Annotated in this window: 11 protein-coding genes; all 11 read left to right on the top strand. The window is 68.5% G+C overall.

The genetic code is table 11. From position 1 onward, the window contains the following. Positions 1 to 2 precede the first annotated feature (2 nt). The 11 genes from AC1DQR_RS02705 to AC1DQR_RS02655 all read left to right on the top strand — a co-directional run bounded on the left by AC1DQR_RS02705 (position 3) and on the right by AC1DQR_RS02655 (position 24,108). Positions 3 to 713, top strand: a complete 711-nt coding sequence (locus AC1DQR_RS02705; RefSeq protein ID WP_416049287.1) for an energy transducer TonB family protein — start codon at positions 3 to 5, stop codon at positions 711 to 713. A gap of 74 nt (positions 714 to 787) precedes the next feature. After that, a complete protein-coding gene (locus tag AC1DQR_RS02700; protein WP_416049286.1) occupies positions 788 to 2,554 on the top strand; it encodes a putative porin in 1,767 nt (588 codons plus the stop codon). Positions 2,555 to 2,564: 10 nt separating this feature from the next. After that, the gene (locus tag AC1DQR_RS02695; protein WP_416049285.1) at positions 2,565 to 3,341 is read left to right on the top strand and encodes a hypothetical protein; all 777 of its coding nucleotides are present in this window, start codon (positions 2,565 to 2,567) and stop codon (positions 3,339 to 3,341) included. Positions 3,342 to 3,532: 191 nt separating this feature from the next. Then, on the top strand, positions 3,533 to 4,474 hold the full coding sequence (locus tag AC1DQR_RS02690) for a peptidylprolyl isomerase (RefSeq protein WP_477132481.1): 942 nt from the start codon (positions 3,533 to 3,535) through the stop codon (positions 4,472 to 4,474). A 110-nt stretch (positions 4,475 to 4,584) separates the two neighbouring features. After that, positions 4,585 to 5,106 (top strand): YbjN domain-containing protein, encoded by a 522-nt coding sequence (locus tag AC1DQR_RS02685; RefSeq protein ID WP_416049283.1) that lies wholly within the window; start codon positions 4,585 to 4,587, stop codon positions 5,104 to 5,106. Positions 5,107 to 5,141: 35 nt separating this feature from the next. Further along, the gene (locus AC1DQR_RS02680) at positions 5,142 to 5,624 is read left to right on the top strand and encodes a YbaB/EbfC family DNA-binding protein (protein WP_477132480.1); all 483 of its coding nucleotides are present in this window, start codon (positions 5,142 to 5,144) and stop codon (positions 5,622 to 5,624) included. Then, positions 5,605 to 7,026 (top strand): trypsin-like peptidase domain-containing protein, encoded by a 1,422-nt coding sequence (locus AC1DQR_RS02675; RefSeq protein WP_477132479.1) that lies wholly within the window; start codon positions 5,605 to 5,607, stop codon positions 7,024 to 7,026. The genes AC1DQR_RS02680 and AC1DQR_RS02675 overlap by 20 nt, the downstream gene beginning before the upstream one ends. A gap of 133 nt (positions 7,027 to 7,159) precedes the next feature. Beyond that, entirely contained in the window at positions 7,160 to 7,876 is a 717-nt protein-coding gene (locus AC1DQR_RS02670; RefSeq protein ID WP_416049281.1) for an STN domain-containing protein, read from the top strand. Then, positions 7,877 to 8,392 carry an RNA polymerase sigma factor gene (locus tag AC1DQR_RS02665; RefSeq protein WP_150984208.1) on the top strand — a complete coding sequence of 172 codons (516 nt, stop codon included), beginning with the start codon at positions 7,877 to 7,879 and terminating at the stop codon, positions 8,390 to 8,392. Positions 8,393 to 8,482: 90 nt separating this feature from the next. Continuing rightward, positions 8,483 to 9,475 (top strand): FecR family protein, encoded by a 993-nt coding sequence (locus AC1DQR_RS02660; RefSeq protein WP_416049280.1) that lies wholly within the window; start codon positions 8,483 to 8,485, stop codon positions 9,473 to 9,475. A 1,028-nt stretch (positions 9,476 to 10,503) separates the two neighbouring features. After that, entirely contained in the window at positions 10,504 to 24,108 is a 13,605-nt protein-coding gene (locus AC1DQR_RS02655) for a filamentous haemagglutinin family protein (protein ID WP_477132478.1), read from the top strand. Positions 24,109 to 24,114: the final 6 nt, after the last annotated feature.

Here is a 24,114-nt window from a genome sequence, read left to right as displayed (position 1 = left end):
GGGTGAAACATCGTGATCCAACTCCTCCTCCCCGGCAGCGCGCCGTCGCCTTGTGGCGCCGCTGGGGCGGGCTGATCATCGGCGCGCTGGTCATCATCGGGCTGGCCGTGCTGGTCTGGCGCCTGCTGTCCGACACCGCCAGCACCAAGCGCGAGGTGGCGGCCACGCCGATGCTGGTGCTGCCACCGCCGCCGCCGCCGCCTCCCGAGCCCGAGAAGCCGCCCGAGCCGGTGCCGGAGAAGGTCAAGCCGGAAGTGGTCGAGCCCGAGCCCAAGCCGGCGGACCCGCAGGAAGCGCCGAAGGACGACGCACCCCCAAGCCCGTCGAAGGATCTCGGCGACCCGGTCACGATCGACGGCGCGGCGCAAGCCGGCACGGATGCATTTGGCATCCAGGCCGGGCGCGGCGGCGGCATGACCGGCGGTGGCGGCGGGCTGGGCAGCCGGTCCTATTCGAGCTACGTCTCGGGTGCCTTGCAGCAGGCCTTCGCGCGCGATCAGCGCACCCGTCAGCTGGCGTTCGAGGACATCCGCATCGAGCTGTGGCTGGACGCCGACGGCCGCGCCACGCGTGCGCAACTGGTGCGCAGCACCGGCAACGCGCAGACCGATGAAGCCGTGCTGGCCATGGTGCGCGATTTCCGGGCCGACGAACGGCCGCCGGCGTCGCTGCGCTTTCCGATGCGCATGTCGATCAAGGGGCGCCGGCCGTGACGCGGCCAGCAGGCCGCCGCCGCATGTCTCACCGCATGCCCTACCTATTCCACCTCATTCTCGTGAACGAACCGATGAACCATCCAGCAAACTCCCGGCGCCATGTGGAGCCGGCACGCAAGTCCCACGCGCTGGCCGCCGCCATGGCGATCGCGCTGCTCGGCGCAAGCGGCGCGGGCTACGCGCAAAGCGCGGCGCCCGCCGATAGCACCATGGTCAAGCTGATCCGTGGCCTGATGCAAAGTGGTGCCCTGAAAAAAGATGCCGGCGAAGCCTTGCTTGCCCAGGCCCAGACCGAAGCCATGGCGCAGCAGCAGGCGCAGCGCGTGGCATCGGCAGCCCCGGCCGCCGCTGCCGGCGGCATGCGCGTGGAGCCGGGCGACGTGCGCGTGCCCTATATTTCCGACACCGTGCGCGACCAGATCCGCGACGAGGTCAAGGGTCAGGTCATGGCCCAGGCCCAGGCCGAAGGCTGGGCGGCACCAAACGAAACGCCGGAGTGGACCAAGCGTATCCGCATCGAAGGCGACGTGCGCGTGCGCGACGAATCGCGCTTCTACTCCAGCAACAACAGCGATATCGCCATCGACTGGGCGGCCATCAACCAGGGCAGCGGCTTTGACGTCAACCCGAACACCAATCTCTCGCTGCCGCCGCTGGTCAACACGCGGCAGAACCGCGTGAGCCTGCTGCGTGCCCGCGCCAGGTTCGGCGTGCTGGCCGATATTTCCGACAGCACGCACGCGGGCATCCGCATTGCCACCGGCAACGACGACAGCCCGGTGTCCACCAACCAGACGCTGGGCGGCGGCCTGGCCAAGAAGAACGTGTGGCTCGACCAGGGCTGGCTGTCCTACAAGCCGGCGGAATGGGTCAACCTCACGGCCGGCCGCTTCGGCAACCCGTTCGTGTCGTCCGACCTGCTGTTCTCGAACGACCTGAACTTCGACGGCCTGGCCGCGCAGTTCGACAAGGCGTTGCCCAACCGGGACGTCGCCCTGTTCGGCACACTCGGCCTGGTGCCGCTCGAGTATTCCTCCGACAGCTTCCCCAGCCGTAGCCAGAACAAGGCGAGCAGCGAGAAGAAATGGCTGCTGGGTGCGCAGATCGGCGCGAGCTGGAAGCTCAACAACGACAATCGCCTGCGCGGTGCGCTGGCGTACTACGATTTCCGCAACGTCAGCGGCCAGGTGTCGCAGCCTTGCGCGTTGTACGCCGGCGCCGACGGCTGCAGCACCGACTGGTCACGCCCGGCCTTCATGCAGAAGGGCAACACGCTGATGCTGTTGCGCAATATCGCGCTCAATCCGCTGGATCCGGCCGGCACGCCGCAGCCGCAATATGTGGGCCTGGCGTCCAAGTTCCAGCTGCTGGACCTGAACTTCCGCTGGGAAACCAAGGTGGCGGGAAGCCTCGGCCTGCGCATGGATGCGAACTACATCCGCAACCTGGCCTACGACGAGGGCGGCATGTTCTCGCGCGCAAACGGCGGCATCGTCAATAACTTCGGCGGCAGCGGCGGCACCAGCCGCGCGGACTTCAAGAGCGGCGGCAACGCCTATATGTTCCAGGCCACGCTGGGCAAGCCCGTGACGCTTGCCAAGGGCGACTGGAACATGCTGCTTGGCTACAAGCGCATCGAGCCGGATGCCATGCCGGACGGCTACAACGATTCGACCTTTCACCTGGGCGGCACCAACGCACGCGGCTACTACGTGGGCGGCTCGTACGCGCTCGACAAGAACACGTGGGTGACCGGCCGCTGGACGTCGACCAAGGAGGTCTATGGCCCGCCGCTGGCGATCGATATCTTGCAGGTCGAGATCAACACGCGCTTCTAGGAGGGATACCGTGTCATCCACATCATGCTTGCGCGGCGCCTGGCGTCCGCTGGCGCTCGCCGCCAGCTTCATGATGGCCGGCGCAGCGGCTCACGCCCAGCCGGCCCAGACCATGGAAGAGCGCCTGCGCGCCCAGCTGCGCATCACCACCACGCAGCTGCAACAGGCGCAGAACGAACTGGCCGCGCTCAAGGCCGGCGCGCCACATGCCGGCGCCGCGCCATCCGGCGCGGATGCCGACGCGAAGAAGGAACTGGAGCGTGCCCGCGCGCAACTCGCTGCCGAGCGCCAGGAGCGCGAACGGCTGAGTGACAGGAACCAGCAGGCGCAACAGCAGGCACAGGCGGTTGCCGAGAAGGCCAGCACGCAGATTGCGCAGTACCGCAATGCTTATGACGAACTGCTCAAGCTCGCGCGCGCAGCCGAGGCGGACCGCCAGCGCCTGGCCCTGGAGGCCAAGACGCTGCACGCCACCGTGGCGCAGTGCGAGGCCAAGAACGCGAAGCTCTACGCAGTGGGCCAGGAGATCCTGCGCGCCTACGAGACGGTGGACCTGGGTACGGTGATGATCGCGCGCCAGCCCTTCGCCGCGCAGAGCCGGGTGAAGTTCGAGCAGATCGCGCAGGAGTATGGCGACAAGCTGTACGAAGGGCGCTTTGCGGCCGGCGCCGCGGCAGCCGCCGACGCACCCGCGCGGGCGGCTGCCGATGTCAATGCTGCAGCGAGCACCACGAGCACCACGAGCACCACAAGCGCCACGGGCGCGGCAGAGACGCCACGCCCATGACGCGCAAAGCCAGCAACGGACCGCGCATGGCGGTGGCGCCGAGCCTGCTGTTGCTGGGGCGTGAGTGTTTTGTCATGTTGCTGCGATGTAATGAGGAGCGCAGGCCAGCGCGTGGGCAAGGCGATGCCGCCGGCCCGCGCAGGCGTTCGCCCGCGCTCCCGGAGAGAAAAGGTAAGACACAGATGACTCGAATGAAATCGCATGTCCAGTCCATGCTGCCGCCCGTGCGCACGGCCATCGGCGTCCTGCTGGCCTCGTGGCTGAGCGCAGCGCCGGTGCAGGCCGCGGAGCCTGCCACGGCAAGCGGTCCGGTGGTGGCGCGCGCCGGCTCGGTCACCGTTGGCCAGGAGGACGTGGAGCGGCTGCTGCAGGGCCTGCCGGAAGCGGACCGCGCCGCGGCCAGGAGCAACCGCGCGGGCATCGAGAACTGGCTGCGCCAGCGCCTGGCCAGTGAGGCGCTGCTGCGTGAGGCACAGGGCAAGGGTTGGGCGGAACGGCCCGAGGTGAAGGCGCGCGTCGATGCCGCCGTGCGCGAGATCTCCGCGCGGATTGTCGCCTCCACCTACCTGGAGTCGGTCACGCAGTTGCCGGCGGGCTATCCGTCCGAGCTCGAGGTGAAGGCGGCCTATGAAGACGGCAAGGCGAACTTCCAGGTGCCCGCCACCTACCGCGTCGCACAGATCTTTCTGGCCACCCAGGGCAGCGATGCCGCGGCCATGGCCAAGGTACGCGACGAAGCCCGCAAGCTTGCCACGCAGGCGCGCCAGGGCGATTTCGCAGCGCTCGCCAAGAGCCGCTCGCAGGATCCCCGCGGTGCCGAACGCGGCGGGGAGGTCGGCACGCTGCCGCTGGCGCAGATGCTGCCGGAAGTGCGCGACACCGTTGCCAGGCTCAAGGTTGGCCAGGTGAGCGACCCGGTGCAATCGGCCGCGGGCTTTCATGTGATGAAGCTGCTGGACACGCAGGCTGGCCGCATTGCTACGCTCGACGAGATCAAGCCGCAGTTGGTGGCGGCCATGCGCCAGCAACGCCAGCAGCAGCTCGTGCAGGCCTATATGGCAAAGCTGGTTGCGCCAGGCGCGGCCAGCATCGACACCGCCGCGCTGGATGCCGTGCTGCAGAAGGCGAACTAAAAAGGATGCGGGCGCGGATCACGGCGCCCGGTCACGCAAGCCTCGATCCCGATCCCGATCCCGATCCAAGTTCCAATCCAAGTCCCAATCATTTAAACACCAGGATACCCATGAACACCACCGCAACCCAGATCGACACCTCGGCAGACAGCCAGCCCGCACTGTTGATGGCAGTGACTTCGGAGCAGGTCTGCGATGCCATCAAGGCCGCAGGCTGCGCCGTGACGGCCATCGAGCAGGACGGCGTGCTGCGCCTGCACAGTGCCAGCCACGGCGTTGGCTTCCAGGTCCTCTGGGGCAACTCGGTTGCGCCGGATGCGTACCTGGATTTCACGCTGAGCTGCCCGCTGCGGGTGCAAGGCGGCGCGTTGCCCGAGGGTGTGCTGGGCGACTGGCATCGCGCCAAGCGCTTCGCGCGCGTCGCGCAGCACGGCGAATTCCTGGTGCTTGAGATGGACGTGGTGATCTCCGGCGGCGTGGGCCCCGACTATCTCACCGTGGCGCTGCAGCTGTGGACGCAGATGATGGGCCAGTTCTTCCTGCATCTGCGCAACTTCCAGCCGGCGGCATCGGATGCAGCTGCGGATGCTCCCGCGGATGCACCTGCGCAGGAAGAGGCAGCCGCCGCGTAGTGACCAACGCACCATGACGAAAGACAGGAACTTCGATGCATTCCCCGATTGAGCCAAGCCGGCAGGCCAGCCCTGCCGTGCGCAAGCTGGCTGCGCCCCGGAAAATGTGGGGGCGTTTGCTTCGTACGCTGGGGCTGGTGGGCCTTGGCCTGGGCGCGGCGTCTTCCGCCGCCGCCCCGGCGCAGCCGTTCCCGCAGCACTGGATGCGCTATGCGCAACTGGCCAGCACGGAGTTCCAGGCGCGGCTGGGCGACGCGGCCGACGCGAGCGCCCTGCGTTTGCAGGATTGGATGCAGGCCCGCGCGCAGCCGTCCGCGACATTGGTGATGCGTGTGTGGCTTGCTCCCAATGGCCGCGTGGAGCGCATGGAGTTCGACTCGCTGGGCAATCCGCAGGCCGATGCGGACCTGCGCGCGGTGCTGATGACGAAGGCGCTGCCCGAGCCGCCGCCGCCGGATATGCGCCAGCCCATGGTGCTGGAGCTGGAGCTGGGGCTGGATGGCGCGCAAGCGAGCTGATGTGGCGATGGCTTTCGACCTGGGCCGCCGCAGCGGTGTCGCGCGGCGCTCGCTGGCTTTTGCCGCCATGGCGCTGCTCTTTGCGCTGGCGGCAGGCACGGCCGGATGCGCGCCGCTGCAGGCGGCGTCGGGGCGAGCCGCGCCCGATTTCTCGCGGCTGGTCCGCGAGAATGGCCCGGCCGTGGTCAACATCGGTGTGGCTCGCGAGGCATCGCCCGATCCGCTGCGCGGGCGTGCGCAGGGCCAGGACAATGTCGACGAGACCAGCCTGGGCTCGGGCTTCATCCTCAGCGGCGACGGCTATATCCTCACCAACGCGCACGTGGTCGCGCGCGGGTCGCTGGCCAGCGTGAAGCTGACCGACCGGCGCGAGTTCAAGGCCAGGCTGATCGGGCTGGATGCCGTTGCCGACGTTGCCCTGCTCAAGATCGACGCCACCGGCTTGCCGACGGTGAAGATCGGCGACGCAGCCAGCGTGGAGGTGGGCAGCTGGGCCCTGGCCATCGGCTCACCCTATGGTTTCAGTAACTCGGTCACGGCCGGCATCGTCAGCGCCAAGGGCAGGGTGCTGCCTGGCGCCGAGTACATGCCCTTCCTGCAGACCGACGTGCCGGTCAATCCCGGCAACTCCGGTGGCCCGCTGTTCAACCTCAAGGGTGAGGTGATCGGCATCAATTCCCGCATCTACAGCCGCAGCGGCGGCTATCAGGGCTTGTCGTTCGCCATTCCCATCGATGTGGCCATGCGCATCAAGGACCAGTTGCTGCGCCAGGGCGCGGTGACACGCGGTCGTATCGGCGTGGCGGTGCAGGAAGTCTCGCAGGCCCTGGCCGATTCGTTCCGCCTGCCCCGGCCTGCGGGCGCACTGGTGAGCTATGTGCAGCCCGGCGGGGCCGCCAGCCGGGCCGGCATGAAGCCGGGCGATGTGATTTTGCAGGTGGGCGCGCGCGACGTCGTGCAGTCCGCCGATGCGCTGATCTTCATTGCGGACCTGGCCCCCGGCGTCACCGTCCCGCTGCGCATCTGGCGGGACCGCGCCGCGCTCGTGCTGGAGGTGCGGCCCGATCGCTTCGACGCGCCACGGGTGGCGCGCCCGGCCGCGCCCGGGCACGCGCCGCTGGGCATGATGGTCAGGCCGCTGTGGGCGCAAGAGCGGCAGGTGCTGCGTATCGACGGCGGCCTGCTGGTGCAGCGCGTGAACGCGGCTGCGTCACGCGCCGGCATGAACGCCGGCGACGTGATTCTCGCCGTCAACGGCCAGCCGGTCGACAGCATCGAGGCGCTGGCCGACGAGGCCAGCGCGGCGGACGGCGCCGTGGCGCTGCTGGTCCAGCGCGGCAATGCACGGTTGTTTATCGCGATCGAGACGCGGCAGCCGGCGGGTCCCGGGCAGGAGGAGTGAGCCATGTCGCGGCAGTGGCTGGCACGCCTTCACGGCGGCGTCACATTGGATCCCTACGATGCGCACGGGTATGCACTTGGGCCAAGCGCCCGATGCGGCAAGGACTCCTCAACGCACATGGCATTGGATCGTGATGGCAAGCTTGGTCGCAGCCCCCGGTGCGCGCGCACTGGTCGTCTATATGGCGGTCCTGGCCCTATGCCTCGCCTGCCAGCAGACCCGCGCCCAGCAGCCGGCCAATCGCGGCGCGGTGGAGATGGCGTTCGACCTGCCGGCCCAGCCGCTCAAGCAAGCGTTGGCGCAATACGACGCGCAGACCAGCCTGTCCGTCTTCTTTTCCTCCGAGCTGGCAGCGGGGCGAACCTCGACTGCCGTCCACGGTACCTTCAGCCCGGAAAACGCCTTGCGCAAGATGCTCGAGGGCACGGGGCTGAGCGTGCAGGCAGCCGCGGCCGATGCCTTCGTGCTGGTGCCCGCGCCGCGCTACGCGGACACGGCCGTCGCGCAGCCCCCGGCCAGCGCCGCGCGGCAATATGACGGCGCCGTGCAGTCGCAGGTCTATCAGGCGCTATGCGCGCGGCCCGCGCTCGCGCTCGGGGACTATCGCCTCGCGCTCTATGTGCAGCTCAACGCGGCCGGCCGCGTTGCGCACGTGCGCCTGCTGGACACCACCGGCGACAAGGCGCGCGATGCGGCCATCATCGAGACCGTGGAGCACGTCGATGTGGGCCAGCCGCCCGGGGATCCGGCCAAGGCATTCGTGCTGCTGGTCAAGCCGGTGCGCTGTGACGCCGCGGCGGCCCGCTCCGGCTCGTGCCAGCCGCCCTGCGGCCGGCAGGCGAGCCGATAGATGAGCGATTCCAGCCGCTCCAGCTTGCGCGAGCTGCTCGCGCAACGCTACGACGACCTCAAGCGCCGCCTGACATGGCGCCTGGGCTCGGCCGAGCTCGCCAGCGATGCGCTGCACGATACCTGGGTGCACCTGGAAGACCGCAAGGAGGAGGGCGAGCCGGTCAAGAGCCCGGCCGCCTACCTGATGCGCATGGCCACCAACCTGGCGCTGGACCGGCTGCAGCGCGACCGCCGCTACATGAGCGCCGAGGAGATGGAGACGCTCATGGCCGAGATCGTCGACCCCGCGCCCGGCCCTGCGCAAACGGTTGCGGCGCGTGACGAGGTCGAGGCCGTTGCACGCCTCATCGAAAGCATGCCGCCACGCCGGCGGGCGATCTTCCTCGCGGTGCGGGTCGATGAACTGTCGAACCAGGAGGCCGCGGTGCGCTTCGGCGTGTCGCCGCGCCTGATCGGCCTGGAGCTCAAGCGGGCCCATGAGTACTGCATGGCCCATAGCCCCAAGCATGGATGAAAAAAAGCATGCCGATCTGTTGCTTCCCAACCGTCTTGTCTATGTCCACAGGCAAACCACGGTGGCGGCTCGCTTGATGCCATGATACGAATGATGATTCCTGCGCGACAACCGGAACGCACGCTTGATGCGATCGAGCGGCAGGCGCTCGCCTGGGTGCGCCGCGTGGCGGCGGGCGAGATGACACAGGCCGACGGCGCTGCGCTGCGGCGCTGGTGCATGGCCGATCCCGCCAACCAAGCTGCTTTGTCCATGGCACGGCAGCGATGGGAGCAGCTGGGCGAGGCCAGCCAGCTGGTGGTGGCCCGCAACCCGGCCAGCCTGCGTTTTGCCGGGACGCCGCGCGCGCCGAACTGGCAGCGGCGTGCATTTCTCGGCAGCGCCATGAGCGCGGCGGCAGCCGCGGCGACGGTGGCCGTCATCCGGCCGCCGCTGGGCCTGTGGCCTTCCGTGGAGGAGATGCGCGCGGACTACCGCACCGCGACCGGCGAGCAACGCCGGCTGGCGCTGGCCGAGGATGTCACCGTCGAGCTGAATACGCGCACCAGTATTGCCGTGCGCTCCGGCGCGGGGCGTGTGCAGGGCATCGACCTGATCTCCGGCGAAGCCGCCGTCGATACCCTGAATGCGCCACGGCCGTTCGCGGTGGTCGCCGGGCCGGGGCGCGCGTTTGCGCAGAGCGCGCGGTTTGAAGTGCGGGTCACGCCTGCCGGTGTATGCGTGACTTGCGTCGAGGGGACCGTGCAGGTGGCGCATGCCGCGGGCATCGCGACGCTGAGCGGCAAGCAGCAACTCACCTACGATAGTGCTGCGCTCGGACGCATCGTGCGTGTCGATCCGACATGGATGCCGGCATGGCGCGATGGCTACCTGCGGTTTGCCGATGCGCCGTTGCGTGAGGTGGTTGAGGAGATCAATCGCTACCGGCCGGGTAGGGTGGTGTTGTTGGATAAGCGGGTAGCGGGCAGGCATGTGACGGGGCGGTTTCAGATTCGGTCGCTGGATAAGGCGATTGCGCAGATGCAGCGCTCACTTGGGTTGGAGGTGCGGTCGTTGCCGGGGGGGATTGTGTTGCTTAGTTAGGTGTTTCTTAAGGGGGCTTTTTTTGCGCTGCTGGCGCAGATTGGCGTTTTTGGGCGGGGTTTTATTGCTTCTAGCTGCTGGCGCGGCTGTACGGTATTGGCCGTTTTGGAACGTGTGAGATGTCACTTCTCTTTACTCGTAAAGAGAAGTAACCAAGAGAAAGCGATCCTTGCAGGAGGCTGGCGTGGCGTCATTGGGAATCCCAAAGGTTTCGTCGTACGGCCCTGGGTGCTAATGGACTCGTGCCGTTACCAGTTTAGATCACCACGACGTTGCTAATGCCCAGGGTTTCGTGGTGGCCCCCACCGGTAGCCACCATCACGAATTTCAAGTCGTCTGTCGCTCGCGGTGCGGGCGGCCACGAAGTTGCAGGCGTCCCGTTTCCGTCGTGGGCGCGGTGGCACCGATTTGATAGGCCGAAGAATCTCTTCACCGCGCCCACCCCATCACGAAACCATCATAGCGTGATATATCGTGGCGCTTCGGACCGGTACCGGCAGATGTGTGAACGAGCAGGGATGCCGCTACCGAGCAGCCTCACCACGAAACCAGCGTCATTTGCTGGATAGTGGTCCTTTAAACCGGTAACGGCACGAGTCCTTTAAAACCCGGGGCCTGACGACGAATCCACCGGGCTGCGCAACCCAGAAAAGCCAGCCTCCTGCAAGGATCGCTTTCTTTTGGTTACTTCTCTTTACGAGTAAAGAAAAGTGACATCTCACACGTTATAAAACAGCCAATACCGTACAGCCGCGCCAGCAGCTAGAAGCAATAAAACCCCGCCCCCAAACGCCAACAGCAACCAGAAGCCGCCCAATACCCCCCCAATAACCCCCCCCTATCCCCCTGTCACGAAATCTTCAAATAAAACCTTGCCGATTCTCCCGCGCCCAACGGTCTAGATCCCAGGAGCATCGACGGCGCTTGCCATCGATGGACATGATCGCAGTGCCTGTTCGTCAAGCAATGCCAAGCAATGCCGGGCGAGCGGGCCACGCCGAATGAGCTAGACGGGAATGGAAGCCAGAATGAACATGCGCGTTCACTACAAGAAGATGCCCTCGCGACAGACAACGCGATTCAGCAGAACGGTACTCACGATCCGACCCCTGGCCCACGCCATCGCGTTGCTCGTGGCAGCCGGTGGCAGCATGCACAGCGCGCATGCGCAACAAGCCTTCAGCCGTGCCTGGATGGCGCAAAAGAACATGATGCAGGACACGGCGGCGGCAACCGGTCGCCTGCCCAATGGCCAGCCCGCCGCATCGCTTACCAACCCGCAGGCGCAACAGCAACGCGCTAACGAACAACTGCAACGCTCCATCGACAACCTGAACGTGGCGGCGCGCGGCATCGCTGCCATGCAGGCCGCGCAGGCCGCTGCGCGGCAGGCAGCGATGAACGATGCGTCGGTGCCCGATGGCCTGGCCGAAGGCGGCCTGAAGGTGGATACCAATAGCCTCACCGCGGGCTGGATCAATGCGAGGCCGCTGGACAAGGAAACCGGGCAGAAGGTCGTCGACGGCAGGACGCAGGTTACCGTCCGGCAGACCGCGGACAAGGCCATCCTGAACTGGGAGACGTTCAACGTCGGGCGTAACACGACGGTGCAGTTCGACCAGCAGCCGAGCTGGGCGGTGCTCAACCGCGTCAACGATCCGCAGGCGCGGCCCAGCCAGATCCAGGGGCAGATCAAGGCAGACGGCACGGTGATGATCGTCAACCGCAATGGCATCGTGTTCTCGGGCAGCAGCCAGGTCGACACGCGCAACCTGGTGGCGGCAGCAGCGGGCATGACGGATTCGCAATTCCGCAAGGGTCTGTACAGCGATGCGCTGGGTGTCGGCTATGTGCCGACCTTTGCCAATGACCTGGTCAGCACCCCGAGCACGTCATCGAACGGCAATGCCACGGGCGACGTGATCGTCCAGGCCGGCGCGCGCATCGAGACGCGCAAGCCGCAGTCGGTGACCGAAGGTGGCGGCTATGTACTCCTGGCCGGGCGCGAGGCGCACAACCACGGCTCCATCTCCTCGCCAAGCGGGCAGGTCACGCTGGCCGCCGGCGACAGCTTCATCATCCGCAAGGGCGTTGGCACCGATGCCAACCAGGATTCGAGCACGCGCGGCAACGAGGTCAGCGTGCAGCGCAACGCCGGCAGCCTGGCAGGCCGCGTGAGCAATAGCGGCTTTCTCCAGGCGGCGACCGGCGACATCACGCTGGTTGGCCGCAGCGTGGAGCAGTCCGGCGTGGCGCTGTCCAGCACCTCGGTCAACACGCGCGGCACCTTGCACCTCAAAGCCGTAGGCGACGCCGAGAGCCGGGTGATCCTGGGGCCCGGCAGCGTCAGCGCCATCCTGCTCGACGACAGCAACGCCACGGCCCTGGATGCGCAGCGCGATGCGCTGATCAAGGATTCCGCGCGGCTGAGCGACGGCGCCTACAACCGGCGCGACCAGTCTTTGGTGAAGATCGATTCCAGCGGCGACGTCGACTTCCAGTCCGACTCGATGACGCTCGCCACCGGCGGCCAGGTGATGGTGGGCGCCGTGCGCCGCACGCGCGTGGCGGACCGCGCCGCGATCGACGTGGCCGGCGCCGTGGGCGTCAGCGTGGCGATGGAATCCAACAACGTCATGATCAACGTGCAGGGCAACGAGCAACGCGACGCCCCGCTCAACCGCGACAGCAAGCTGCTCAACAACGCCAATATCTGGATCGACCGCCGCACCCTGGTGCGCGTCGCCGCGGGCACCAACGGCTATGCCACCGAGCGCATGTACACGGGCGGCGGCCTGCTGGAAGTCAGCGGCTACCTGAGCACCGGCGGCCACAGCATCGGCGAATGGGCCGCGCAGGGCGGCACCGTGGCCTTCAGCGGCGGCGAGCTGGTCACGCAGGCCGGGTCCGGCATCAACGTCTCCGGCGGTTCGCTGAACGTGCAGAGCGGCATCATCAAGCAGACCTGGCTCAGGGGAGCCGACGCTCGCTTGTATAACCTGGCTACCGCGCCTGCGGACAACGTCTACACCGGGCTGTATCGCGGCTTCGAGAACGCGCACGCGCGCTGGGGCAAGAACACCACGGAATACTTCCTCAGCCCGCTGATCGCGCCGGGCGAGCGGCTGGAGAACGGCTACACGGTCGGGCGCGATGCCGGGCGCGTGGTCGTTGGCACGCAGTCCGCGGTGCTCGAAGGCCATATCGACACCACGGTATTCCAGGGCGATCGCCAGCGCGACGCGCGTGATGTCAGCCTGGACGGCTACAAGCAATCGCAGATCGCCGCGCCACGTGCCGGCCAACTGATCGTCGGGCAACTCACGCCGATCTACGACAGCAAGACCGGCATGCTGCGCGACAGCCCGCAGGCACTGGTGAAACAGGTGGATATCGGCGTCGTGCAAGGCATCGCGGATGGCCTGGCCATGACGGACGCGCTGCCTGACGAGCGCAAGGGCAAGTTGCGCCTGGATGCCGGGTGGATCAATGGGCTGGGCCTGGGCGCCTTGAAGGTCTACGCCAGGGACGGCATCGACATTGGCGCCCCCGTGCAAGTGGCCGCGGGCGGCGACCTCGCGCTGCATGCCACGCAGGTGGATGTCCGGGCGGACCTTGTGGCGCGCGGCGGCCGCATCGCGCTGGGCAACATGATCAATCAGTACACCAGCAGCGCCGGTGGCGCCTGGCTGGATGTGCCGGTGGCGGTGATACCGGCCAAGGGCTATACGCCCGGCGTTTCGGTGGGGCAAGGTGTCACGCTGGATGGGCGGGGGCTGTGGTCCAACCTCGAACTGGACTTCACCCGGATCGGCGGGCTGCCCTATCTCAATGGCGGCGTGGTCACCATCAGCAGCACTGGCGACGTCACCCTTGGCACGGGCAGCGTGCTGGATGTGTCGTCGGGCGCGGCGCTGCTTGCCGGCAACAAGGTGCAAGGCGGGCGGGGCGGCAATATCACGCTGTTGTCCAACCAGAACGACGTCGCTGGCAAAGGTTCCGGCGCGTTGCGGATGAACGGCGAACTACGCGGCTATGGCGTCAAGGGCGGGGGTACGCTCACCATCGATACCGGCGTGGGCATTGCCATCGGCGGCGGCTTGCTGGCCGACAGCGGCCTGTTGCCGGCGGGCCAGTCGGTATCGGTCAACCTGACGCTGGCGCAGCCGGTCACGCTGCCGGCCGGCACGGTGCTGGCCAGCGATTTCACCTACGCGGCGGACACCGTGGCGCCGGGCCAGGCGATGCAAGGCAACCCGGTGTTCAGCGCGACGCGCAAGGTCACGCTGCAAGCGCCGTGGCTGGTGCCGCGCGGCACGACCTGGAACTTCGCGGTCATCGACGACAAGGGCCGCTTTTATTCCAACGGCAACATCGCCCCCGCCGGTACCGTGCTGGTAGGTTCATCGGGCGACCTGGCACCTGGCTACGTGGTGCCGGCGGACGTCTTTCCCAACGGCATCCCCGTGCCCGAGTTCAATAGCACCCTGCAGGCCGGCACGCCGTTGCCCAAGGACGTGGTGCTCGCCGAGGGCGCCAGGCTGCTGGCCGGCACGAAGCTGCCGGGCGCGGTGGCGGTCAAGCCGCTGCTGGTGATCGGCAACGAGGTGTTCCAGAGCGGCTTCTCGCGCTACGCCGTGGCCGCCCAGCAAGGCGTGCAGGTCGCCCGGGATGCCAACGTGGCGGTAGCGATGCCGGTGCTGCGCTTTGACGCCGCCGCGGGCCACGCGGTGGCGAGCGGCGCCGATCCGGCGCAAGTCCTGGAGCGCTGGCTGCCGCCGTTGTGGCAGGAAGACCCGCTCAAGGCCACGCTGGCCCAGCGCGGCGGCGCCGACCTGGCATTGTCGGCCGGTTCGCTCTACACCCAGGCGCCGCTGGTCATCGGGCAGGGCGCCACCGTGACCGTCGATCCGGGCCGTGCGCTGACCCTGCAGGGCAATGGCCAGATCACCGTCGAGGGCACGCTGAACGCCTGGGGCGGCAATATCGCATTGCTGCCGGGCAAGCTTGGCACCGGCAACCAGGCGGACCGGCCCAACGGCATCGCCGATGCCATGTCGATCTGGATCGGCAAAGGCGCCGTGCTCGATGCTGCCGGCCGCGCGGTCACCGCTGTCGACGCGCGCGGGAACGTATATGGCAAGGTGGGCCAGGGTGGCACGATCGAGATCGGTGCGCGCCATAACCTGGACGCTACCCAGATCGACGCCGCGGACGCCTTCGTCGTGGTTCGGCCGGGCGCGCGCATCGATGCCTCTGGGGCTTCCGCGCGGCTGGACCTGCCCGGGCTGGGCGCCACGCAGGTGGCGAGCGACGGTGGCGTCATCGCGCTGAGTTCCTTCCGCGGCCTGTTCCTGGACGGCAGCCTGCGCGCGGCCGCCGGCGGCCAGGGCGCCGCCGGCGGCACGTTGGCGCTGAACCTGGAGACACCGGCCTACGGACCGGTGGACAACTATACCCAGAAGAGCCCCAGCGTCGAGGACGCGGTGCGGGCCGCGCGCGAGCTGGTGGTGGCGCAAACGCAGGGCGCCACCGCGCTGGCGGCCGGACTGCGGCCCGGCGAGCGCGATGCCGCCCTGGCCTACGGCGCCGGGCGCATTGGCGTGGACCGCATCGGGGCGGGTGGGTTCGACAACGTTGCACTATTGGCCAACGGCTTGATCAGCTTCGATGGCAACGTCAATCTGGCCGTAGGGCAGAGCTTGCGCCTGACGACCAGCGCGATCGCGCTGGCGGAGCATGCCGCTGCCGGCACCCAGGTCAGTCTGGCCGCGCCCTATGTTCGCCTGGCCGGCACGACCCGTGTTCCGCCCGACTTCTACTACATGCCCAACCCCACTGTGAACACCGTGGGCGTGCCGCTGGTGTCGCAAGGCACCCGGCTGCAAGTCGAGGCGGATCTGCTGGACCTGGTGGCAGCCACGCAGCTCGGCGTGCGCGGCGTCATCAAACGCAACGCTGACACATCGCTGACGGTGGAGCGAGGTGCCTTCGACGAAACGACCCTGCGCAGCCGCGGCGACATGCGCATGTACCGCGCCGCCTCGCTGAGCGTACCCGGCAACCTCACGCTGGCGGCCGCGCAGATCTACCCGGGCATGGACGATAGTGGTTCGGTGACGGTCGGACAGCGCAGTTTTCTCGACAACTACGGCAACGTCCAGCGCGAATTCGACCCGGCGCGCCACCTCAACATCGAGCGCGTGGGCGATGAACTGCCCGCCATGCCCTATTCCGTCTTTGGCCGCCTGACCTTCCGCGCCCCGACCATCAACCAGGGTGGCGTGGTGCGGGCGCCGCTGGGCAACCTCGAGCTGGGATCGGTGGGCTATGGCGCTGTGACGGAGCACCTGAACCTGTTGCCCGGCAGCGTGAGCTCGATCAGCGCCAACGGCCTGGTCATGCCCTATGGCGGCTCGCTCGACGGGCTCAGCTACCTGCACGACGGCAAAGACGTGGCGTTCAACGGCGTGGGTAATGGCCCGGCCATCACCCTGGCCGGCAAGACGATCGACGTGCGGCAGGACGCGGTGCTGGACCTGAGCGGTGGCGGCACGCTCACCGGCGCGGCCTTCCTCGCCGGGCGCGGTGGCTCGGTGGACGCGCGCATGAATCCGCTGGTGCAGGTCGGCGCCCGCGGCGGCTTCACCTTGCCGGGCCTGTCGACCAACCCGGTCTATGCGATCGTGCCGGGCGTGCAGCCCGGCTATGCGCCGGTGGTGGCCGAGAAAGGGGCCAGCGATCCGGCCATCGGCCGCCAGATCACCATCGGCGCCGGCGTGCCGGGCCTGCCCGCCGGCACCTACACGCTGTTGCCTTCCACCTTCGCCTTGTTGCCCGGCGCGTTCCGCGTCGAGCTCAACGGGCTTGGCCATGGCACGTTGGCGGCCGGCGGCGCCATGGCCATGCGCAATGGCTCGTACGCGGCCTCGGCGCAGCTGGGCGTGGCCAACACAGGCATCCGCAATGCCGTGCCTACCCAGGTCTTCCTGACGCCTGCCGACGTATTGCGCAGCTATTCGCAATACAACGAGATGAGCTACGCGGATTTCGCGCTGGCCCAGGCCGCACGCGAGGGCGTGCCACGCGTCCAGCTGGAGCGGGACGCCAAGACACTGCGCTTGTCCTTCGCGCCGAGTGCGCCGCGCGCCCCTGGCGATGAACCCGTCCTGCACTTTGCGGGGCGCACCTTGTATGCGCCCGCCGCAGGCGGCTTTGGCGGCAGTGCGCTGATGATGGGCGAAACCAGCTACGAAATCCTGGCCACCGGCGCGGCGCCGACGCCGGGCTTTGTCGGCACCTCGCTGTACGCGGCGGATATCAATGCCATCGGCGCCTCGCGCATCGGCATCGGCGGGCTGCCGTCAGTGCGCTATGTCGACTACACCGGCAGCAGGCAACGCGCCAACATCGCCACGTTCGATAGCGGGGCGTGGAGCATCTTCCTGCGCGAAGGCGCGGTGCTGAAGGCCGCCGAGGTGTACCTGGTGACCAGTACCAAATCCGGTGGCATCTTCGTGGAGCAGGGCGGCGGCATCAATACGCTGGGGCAGGGCAAGGCGGCCTGGGATTCCACCAACGGCTATGTCTACGACCCGGGCTCCAGCAGCGTGCTGGCGGTCTCCAACGGCTGGCTGGACATGCTGGCTCCCGGCTATAGCGCTGATCCCCTCCGGGGCGCGGGCCGCATCGACATCGGGGCCTGCAGCCCGGGTGCTGTCTGCCACGGCACCACGCCGCTGTATTCCGAAGGCACCATCGCGGCCTCGACCGACCAGAGCTTCAACCTGCGCGACGCGGCACGCTACGGCACCCGTAACCTGGTTTTGTCGGTCGGCGGTATCAACGCGGGCAACCAGGCGACGCTGGCGGACCTGGCCGCGCGCAATGCGCTGCCGCCAGGCCTGACGCTGAACCAGGAGGTGCTGGACCGGCTCCTGAAGGGCGACACCAGCACCGGCGCGCCGGCGCTGGAGAACCTGGCGCTGACCGCGCGCGACGCGCTGCGTTTCTATGATTCGGTGGAGCTGTCCACCATCGACCCGGCCACCGGCAAGTCCTCGCTCGCGCGCCTGGTGCTGGGCACGCCGGCCATCCAGGGCTATGGCAGTGCCGATGCGCTGGCCCGCATCCACACCGATATCCTGGTGTGGAACGGCGCGACCAATGCGCCGGGGCTGGTGGCAACCGGCGGCGCCGGCACGGGCAGCGGCCGCCTGCAGGTCGACGCGAAGCAGATCGAGTTCGGCTATGGCCCCAACAGCCGCCCCGATACCATCCACGCCATGGACCGGATGGTGCTGGGCTTCGCTCAGGTCGACCTCAACGCCAGCGAGCGCATCACCGCCAACCAGAAGGGGTCGCTCGCGGTCTACCAGTCGCAAGGCGCCTGGGACGACGCCACCAAGGGCTATGCCTACAGCGGCGGCAACCTGAATCTCAACACGCCGCTGCTGACCGGCCAGGCGGGCTCGGTCAACAAAATCACCGCCGGCGGCGACATCCGCTTGACCGCGCCTGCCGGTGCCGCCGCGCCGGCCTTGTCCGGCAAGGCCCTGGCCGAGGCCCTGGGCGCGGAGATCGCGCTCAACGGCAACAGTGTGGCGCTGGATAGCACGGTAGTGCTGCCCAGCGGCAAGCTCACCGTGTCCGCCGAGCGCGACGTGGTGTTGCGCGACGGCGCGCGGCTCGACCTGGCCGGGCGCAAGCTCGATTTCTATGACGTCAGCAAGTACAGCTGGGGCGGCGACGTGGTGCTGGAAAGCCGCGCTGGCGACGTGCGCCAGTCGGCGGGCGCGCTGATCGACATTTCCGCCAAGGAGAACCGCGCGGGCAAGCTCACCGTGCTCGCGCTGGGCGCGGACGCGGGCACCATCGACCTGCGCGGCAGCGTGCTGGGCGGCAGCAGCGGCCACTACGATGCCGGCGGCACCCTGGTGCCGTTTGCAGCCGGCGGGGCGGATATCCGCGCGCAGCATATCGCCGATTTCACGGGACTGAACCAGCGCCTCAACGACGGCAAGCTCTCCGGCATCCGCAGCTTCCAGCTCAAGCAGGGCGACCTGGCCATCGGCGACGAGCTCAAGGCGCGCGAGGTCAGCGTGTCGGTGGACGGCGGCAAGCTCACCGTGACCGGCACCATCGACGCCAGCGGCGAGCAGGTCGGCAGCATCCGCCTGGCCGCGCGCAACGGCGTCACCATCGGCGGCGGCGCGCTGCTCGACGCGCACGGCACGGTGCTGCGCGTGGACAGCTACGGCCAGGTCATCGAAGCGCCTAACCGCGCCACCATCGAGATCAACGCCGGCACGGGCCGGCTCACGCTGGAGAGCGGCGCGCGCATGGACCTGCGCGCCGGCACCGGCGCAGGCGCACAGTCGCTCGGCACGGTTGAGCTCAACGCCCCGCGCCTGGGCGGCGCCACCGGCAACGATATCGATATCGTTGCCAGCGGCGCGCTGCGCATCGACGGCGCGCGCTCCATCGCGGTCAACGGCTTCTGGTCTTACAAGGACGCGGCCTGGGGCACCGATCCGATGGCCGACGGCCGTCCCTACCAGGTCATCAACCAGGCCTACCTGGACGCCAAGCACGCAGATAGCCTGGTCTTCATGGGCAATGCGCTGGCCAACGGCGACCTGATGAACCGCAAGCTCGCCGGCCTGCGCGGCTATGCGGATGCTTTCCACCTGCGCCCGGGCGTGGAGATCGTCAGCGCCACGCCGGATGGCGACCTGCACATCGACGGCGACATCGACCTGTCGCGCTACCGCTATGCCAGCGTCAACCCGCGCACGCAGCAGACCGGCGTCTATGGCTCCGGCGAAGCCGGCGCCCTCGTGCTGCGCGCGGGCGGCAACCTGAATGTCTACGGCAGCCTGACCGATGGCTTCGACGCTTCGGCGCTGCCGGTCACCCCGGACGATCAGGGCTGGGTGCTGGTCAAGGGCAGGGTGCCCTGGGGCGGCGATGTCGTCATCCCGCAGGGCCAGATGGTCACGCTGGCGGAAGACACCTTCTTCCTGTCCGGCCGCACGCTCAACTACGACCTGCCGATCAAGGCGGTGAACCTGCGTCCCGGCACGGTGCTGCCCGCTCGCGCCACGCTGGCGGCGGACCTGGTGCTGCCAGCCGGTACGATACTGGGTGGCGCGGTGCGCGATGCGCAAGGCAATGTCGTGCAAGCGGCGGGTACGGTGCTGTCGCAGCCGCTGACGCTGGCCAGCGGCATGCAGCTCGATGCCGGCAACCGGCTCACGGGCGGGGCCAGCGTGGCAGCCATGACCTGGCCTGCCGGCGTGCCGCTGCCGCAGACCGGCACGAGCGTGGAGACCGCGCCAGGCGTCTACCTGGCGAACGCGCTCGCCTTGCGCAAGGGCGCGGTGATCCCGAGCGAAACGGTGGTCAAGCTGCCGGACGACGCGGTCATGGTGTCGCTGCGCCCAGGAGACGCCAGCGGCAACCAGGGCCGCAACTGGGCGCTGGCGCCGATGCTGCCCGAGGGCTCGCAATCGTGGTCGGTGCGGCTGGTGAGCGGCGCCGACACGCAGGCCGCGGACACGCGCGCCTTGCAGGCGCACAGCAAGCAGGCGGGCATGCTGCTGGCCGACACCCACTACGGCCTGGTCTCGGTGAACGTCGTGTTGCCGGGCACCGGCTTGCCGGGCGAATACGTGTGGGGGGGGAATTCGCTGGAAATCATCGGCATCGAGCCCGGCACGCCGATCAACCTGGACGAATGGGGCGGGGAGGAAGAGGTCAAGAACCTCAACGACCAAGGATATGGCGTGCTGGTCGTCAAGGTCAAGGACGGCACGCCCCCGGTGTACAAGGCGCAGCTGCAGCCGGCCCGGCAGCAGCTCTTCAGCGTGCTGCGCACCGGCACCGGCGACCTGGACCTGATCTCGGGCGGCGACTTCACCATGACCTCTCCGTTCGGCGTCTACACAGCCGGTACGCAGTCCGCTGGCGTGGGCGCGGCGTACAACCTGCCACGCGCCACTGCCTTCGACGGCACGCTGCTGGGCCCGGATGGCACGACGTTTGCGCCGTATATCGATGGTGGCAGCCAGAGCCTGTACCGCGCCTGGTACCCGGAGCACGGCGGCAATGTGCTGGTACGCGCCCAGGGCGACGTGAAGGGTGACCTGATCGGCGTCAGAGGCAACCAGTCCCGGACCGACGCGATCGGCGTCCTACGCGCCCACGTCGGCTCCACCGCTGTTGGCAACTGGCTGTGGCGCCAGGGCACCGGCAGCGCCGTGACAGGCAGCGAAGGCGTGCCTACCGCCTGGTGGGTCAACTTCGGCAGCTATGTGGCCGGCCCGACGGGAGGCTACGACTTGTTCGCGAGCGCGCCGTTCCTGGTCGGGTTCACCGGCATCGGCACGCTGGGCGGCGGCAACCTGGTGCTGGAGGCCGGCGGCGACGCCGGCATGCTGTCGTCGCGCATGTCGGCATCCGGCAACTATGTGTCGCGCAGCCAGGGCTTGAACCTGGCGGTGGCCAGCACGGGCCGCGTTTCGGCCGATGGCAAGCAGCTCACCCTGACCGGCGGCGGCGACCTCGACATCCGCATCGGCGGAGGGCTCAACCCGGTGGCGGAAGTGCGCGCCTTCTCCTCGCAGACAGGTGACGTCACGCCGGCCACCCGCTACTCGGGGGTATATAGCGATATCAACAGCACCTTCGTCAACCTGCGCGGGGCGTTGCGCATGGAGGCCGGTTCGGTGGGCGGCATCGAGCTGCGTTTCGACCGCGCGGATCCCGCCGAATCGCGCGCCTACGACGTGTACAAGGCCACGTCCTCCATCGCCGGCGGCGGGCCGGTGCTGGTACCCGGCGATGCCGGCGTGCGCATCGACGCGCGCGGCGACCTGGTGCTCGGCGGCGTGGGCGACCCGGGGCGTGTGGCGCTGGTCAACAACGGCACGCCGTTCCGGGCCAACGGCGCCAGCTACACCGGCGACGGCTGGACCTGGTTCTCGCTGTGGACGCCGGGCACCGCCATCGACCTGTTCAGCGCGGGCGGTAATCTGACGCCATCCACCGCGGCGGCGGACAATGGCAATTCCGGCAACCATACGGCGACCGACGGGCGTTTCATGATGCCGTCGGTGCTGCGCGCGGTGGCGGCCAGCGGCAGTTTCTACTACGGCAATTCCAGCACCGGCGCCATCGATGGAACGAACCGGCCGGTCCAGTCCAGTACCACGCTGATGCTGGCTCCGTCGCCAGTGGGGCCGCAATATGCCCGCACGGGCGCGGGCCAGTTGGAGCTGCTGGCCGCCGATTCGATCTACGCCGGCGGCTATGGGATCACGCAGTCTGGCGCCGATCCCACGGCCCTGCCAAATCCGTTCAACGCCGCGTTCAGCGGCAGCACGGTGAAGATCATCTACGGCACGCTGAAGCTGAGCAATATCAGCCCGGACGGGCTGGCTGCCAGCGTGTTCCTGGCGAACAACGGCGGCGCAGATACATACCAGGCCTACCCGTTGTTCAGTTTCACGCCACCCACGGCCTCGGGCTACGCGGCCCCCGGCAGCCAGCCGGCGCGCTTCTATGCGGTCGATGGCGATATCGTCGGCCTGCGCACGGGGTCGATCATTTCCCGTGCCAATGGCGTCGGTTCGGCCCTCACGTTCGGTAACTGGTATGAAGGCAGCGGACCGGTGGCGATCCGCGCGGGGCGCGACCTTGTCAACGCGGGCACAGCGCTGGGCGAGGCCGAAGACGTGCCCGCCGATGGCCACGGCTGGCTCCTTCCTCCTCGCCGCGGCGACGGCACCTTTGCCGAGAAACCCGTCCCGGTCCTGAATGCCAGCGCGCGTGGCAACCTGATCGTGCACAACAACGCGGACGATGTGTCCGTGGTCTCCGCGGGCCGCGACATCCGCTTGAGCAACTTCTACGTGGCCGGTCCCGGCCTGCTGGAAGTCACCGCCGGGCGCGACCTGTACATGGCCGACCGGGCCGAGCTCAAGAGCATCGGGCCGGTGGCCAACGTGATCCCGGGCGACCGCGGCAGCGGCGCCAGCATTGCGGTGGCGGCGGGTGTGGGCCGCAACGGGCTGGACTTCAACGCCTTCGCCAGGCGCTACCTGGATCCCGCCAACCAGGCCGACGCGGGCCGCGCGCTTGCCGATCAGCCGGGCAAGGTGGTGGCCATCTACAGCGGCGAGCTGAAGCTGGCCGACTGGCTGCGCGCCCAGTTCGGCTACGCGGGCGACGAGGCCGGCGCGCCGGCCTACCTGCAAGGCAAGCAGGCGGAGCTTGACAGCGCGCGCCAGCAAGCCTTGGCGGCCGGCGCGGCCGCCCCCAACCGCGACCTGCGGCGCGAGTACGGGCTGGCCGGCCAGCTGCATCTGGTCAACTGGCTGAGTGGCCGCTTTGGCGGGCATAACGGCCTGGGCCTGCACTTCGACGCGGCCAGCATGGACGCACGGCAGTTCTTCGCCGCGTTGCCGCCCGAGCAGCAGCGGGCCTACCTGCGCAACGTGTACTACGCCGAGCTCAAGGCCGCCGGGCGCGAGTACAACCAGGCGGGTGGCCCGCGCGAAGGCAGCTATCTGCGCGGCCGGGAGGCCATCGCCACGCTCTTCCCCACGCATGACGCGCAGGGCAACGCGCTTGCCTACGAGGGCGACCTGACCATGTTCAGCAGCGCCAACTACTACGCCCCGGTCTCCGGGGCGCAAGCCACCAAGCGGCCGCTCAAGGGTGTCACCTACCTGCGGCGCGACGAGTACAAGGCGGCCGGCAACCCATACAACATGGGTGTGTACGACCTGCTGGACGCCGGCATCCATACGGACTTCGGCGGCGACATCGACATCATGACGCCAGGCGGGCGCACGCTGGTCGGCGTGGATGGCGGCTTCGTCCCGGGCGAGGGCTCGGGCGTGCTGACGCAGGGCGCCGGCGAGGTCCAGATCTACGCCAGGGACAGCATCCTGCTGGGGCAGAGCCGCATTTTCACCACCTTTGGCGGCAACATCCTGGCGTGGTCGGCGCAGGGCGACATCAACGCCGGGCGCGGCTCCAAGTCCACCGTGGTCTACACGCCGCAGCGGCGCGTGTACGACGGCATCGGCCTGGTCACGCTGTCGCCCACCACGCCGAACACCGGCGCGGGCATCGCCACGCTCAACCCGGTTCCCGAGGTACCGCCGGGCGACATCGACCTGATCGCGCCGCTGGGCACCATCGACGCGGGCGAAGCCGGCATCCGCGTGTCTGGCAACATCAACATTGGCGCGCTGCACGTGGTCAACGCCGAGAACATCCAGGTGCAGGGCAAGGCCACCGGCATCCCCGTGCTGGCCGCGGTGAACGTTGGCGCGCTGACCAACGCCAGCGCGGCGGCTTCGCAGGCGGTGGGCGCGGCGCAGGACGCGCTGCAGCGCGAGCGCGCGGCGGCGCGCCAGGGCTTGCCGTCGATCTTCACGGTGCGGGTGCTCGGCTTTGGCACGGATGCGGATGAGGCAGCGCCCAAGGCGAGGGAAGGCGCCAAGGTGGCGCCGGCCAGCTACGACCCCAACGGGGTGGTGCAGGTGCTGGGCCAGATGAACCTGAGTGAGTCGCAGCTCAGCCAGCTGAGCGCCACGGAGCGCCGCAATCTCCAGCGCTGAGCCCCT

Source organism: Cupriavidus sp. 05L411 (assembly GCF_056398045.1).
The sequence above is the reverse complement of the archived record's forward strand: the minus strand, read 5'-3'. Positions and strand labels throughout refer to the sequence as shown.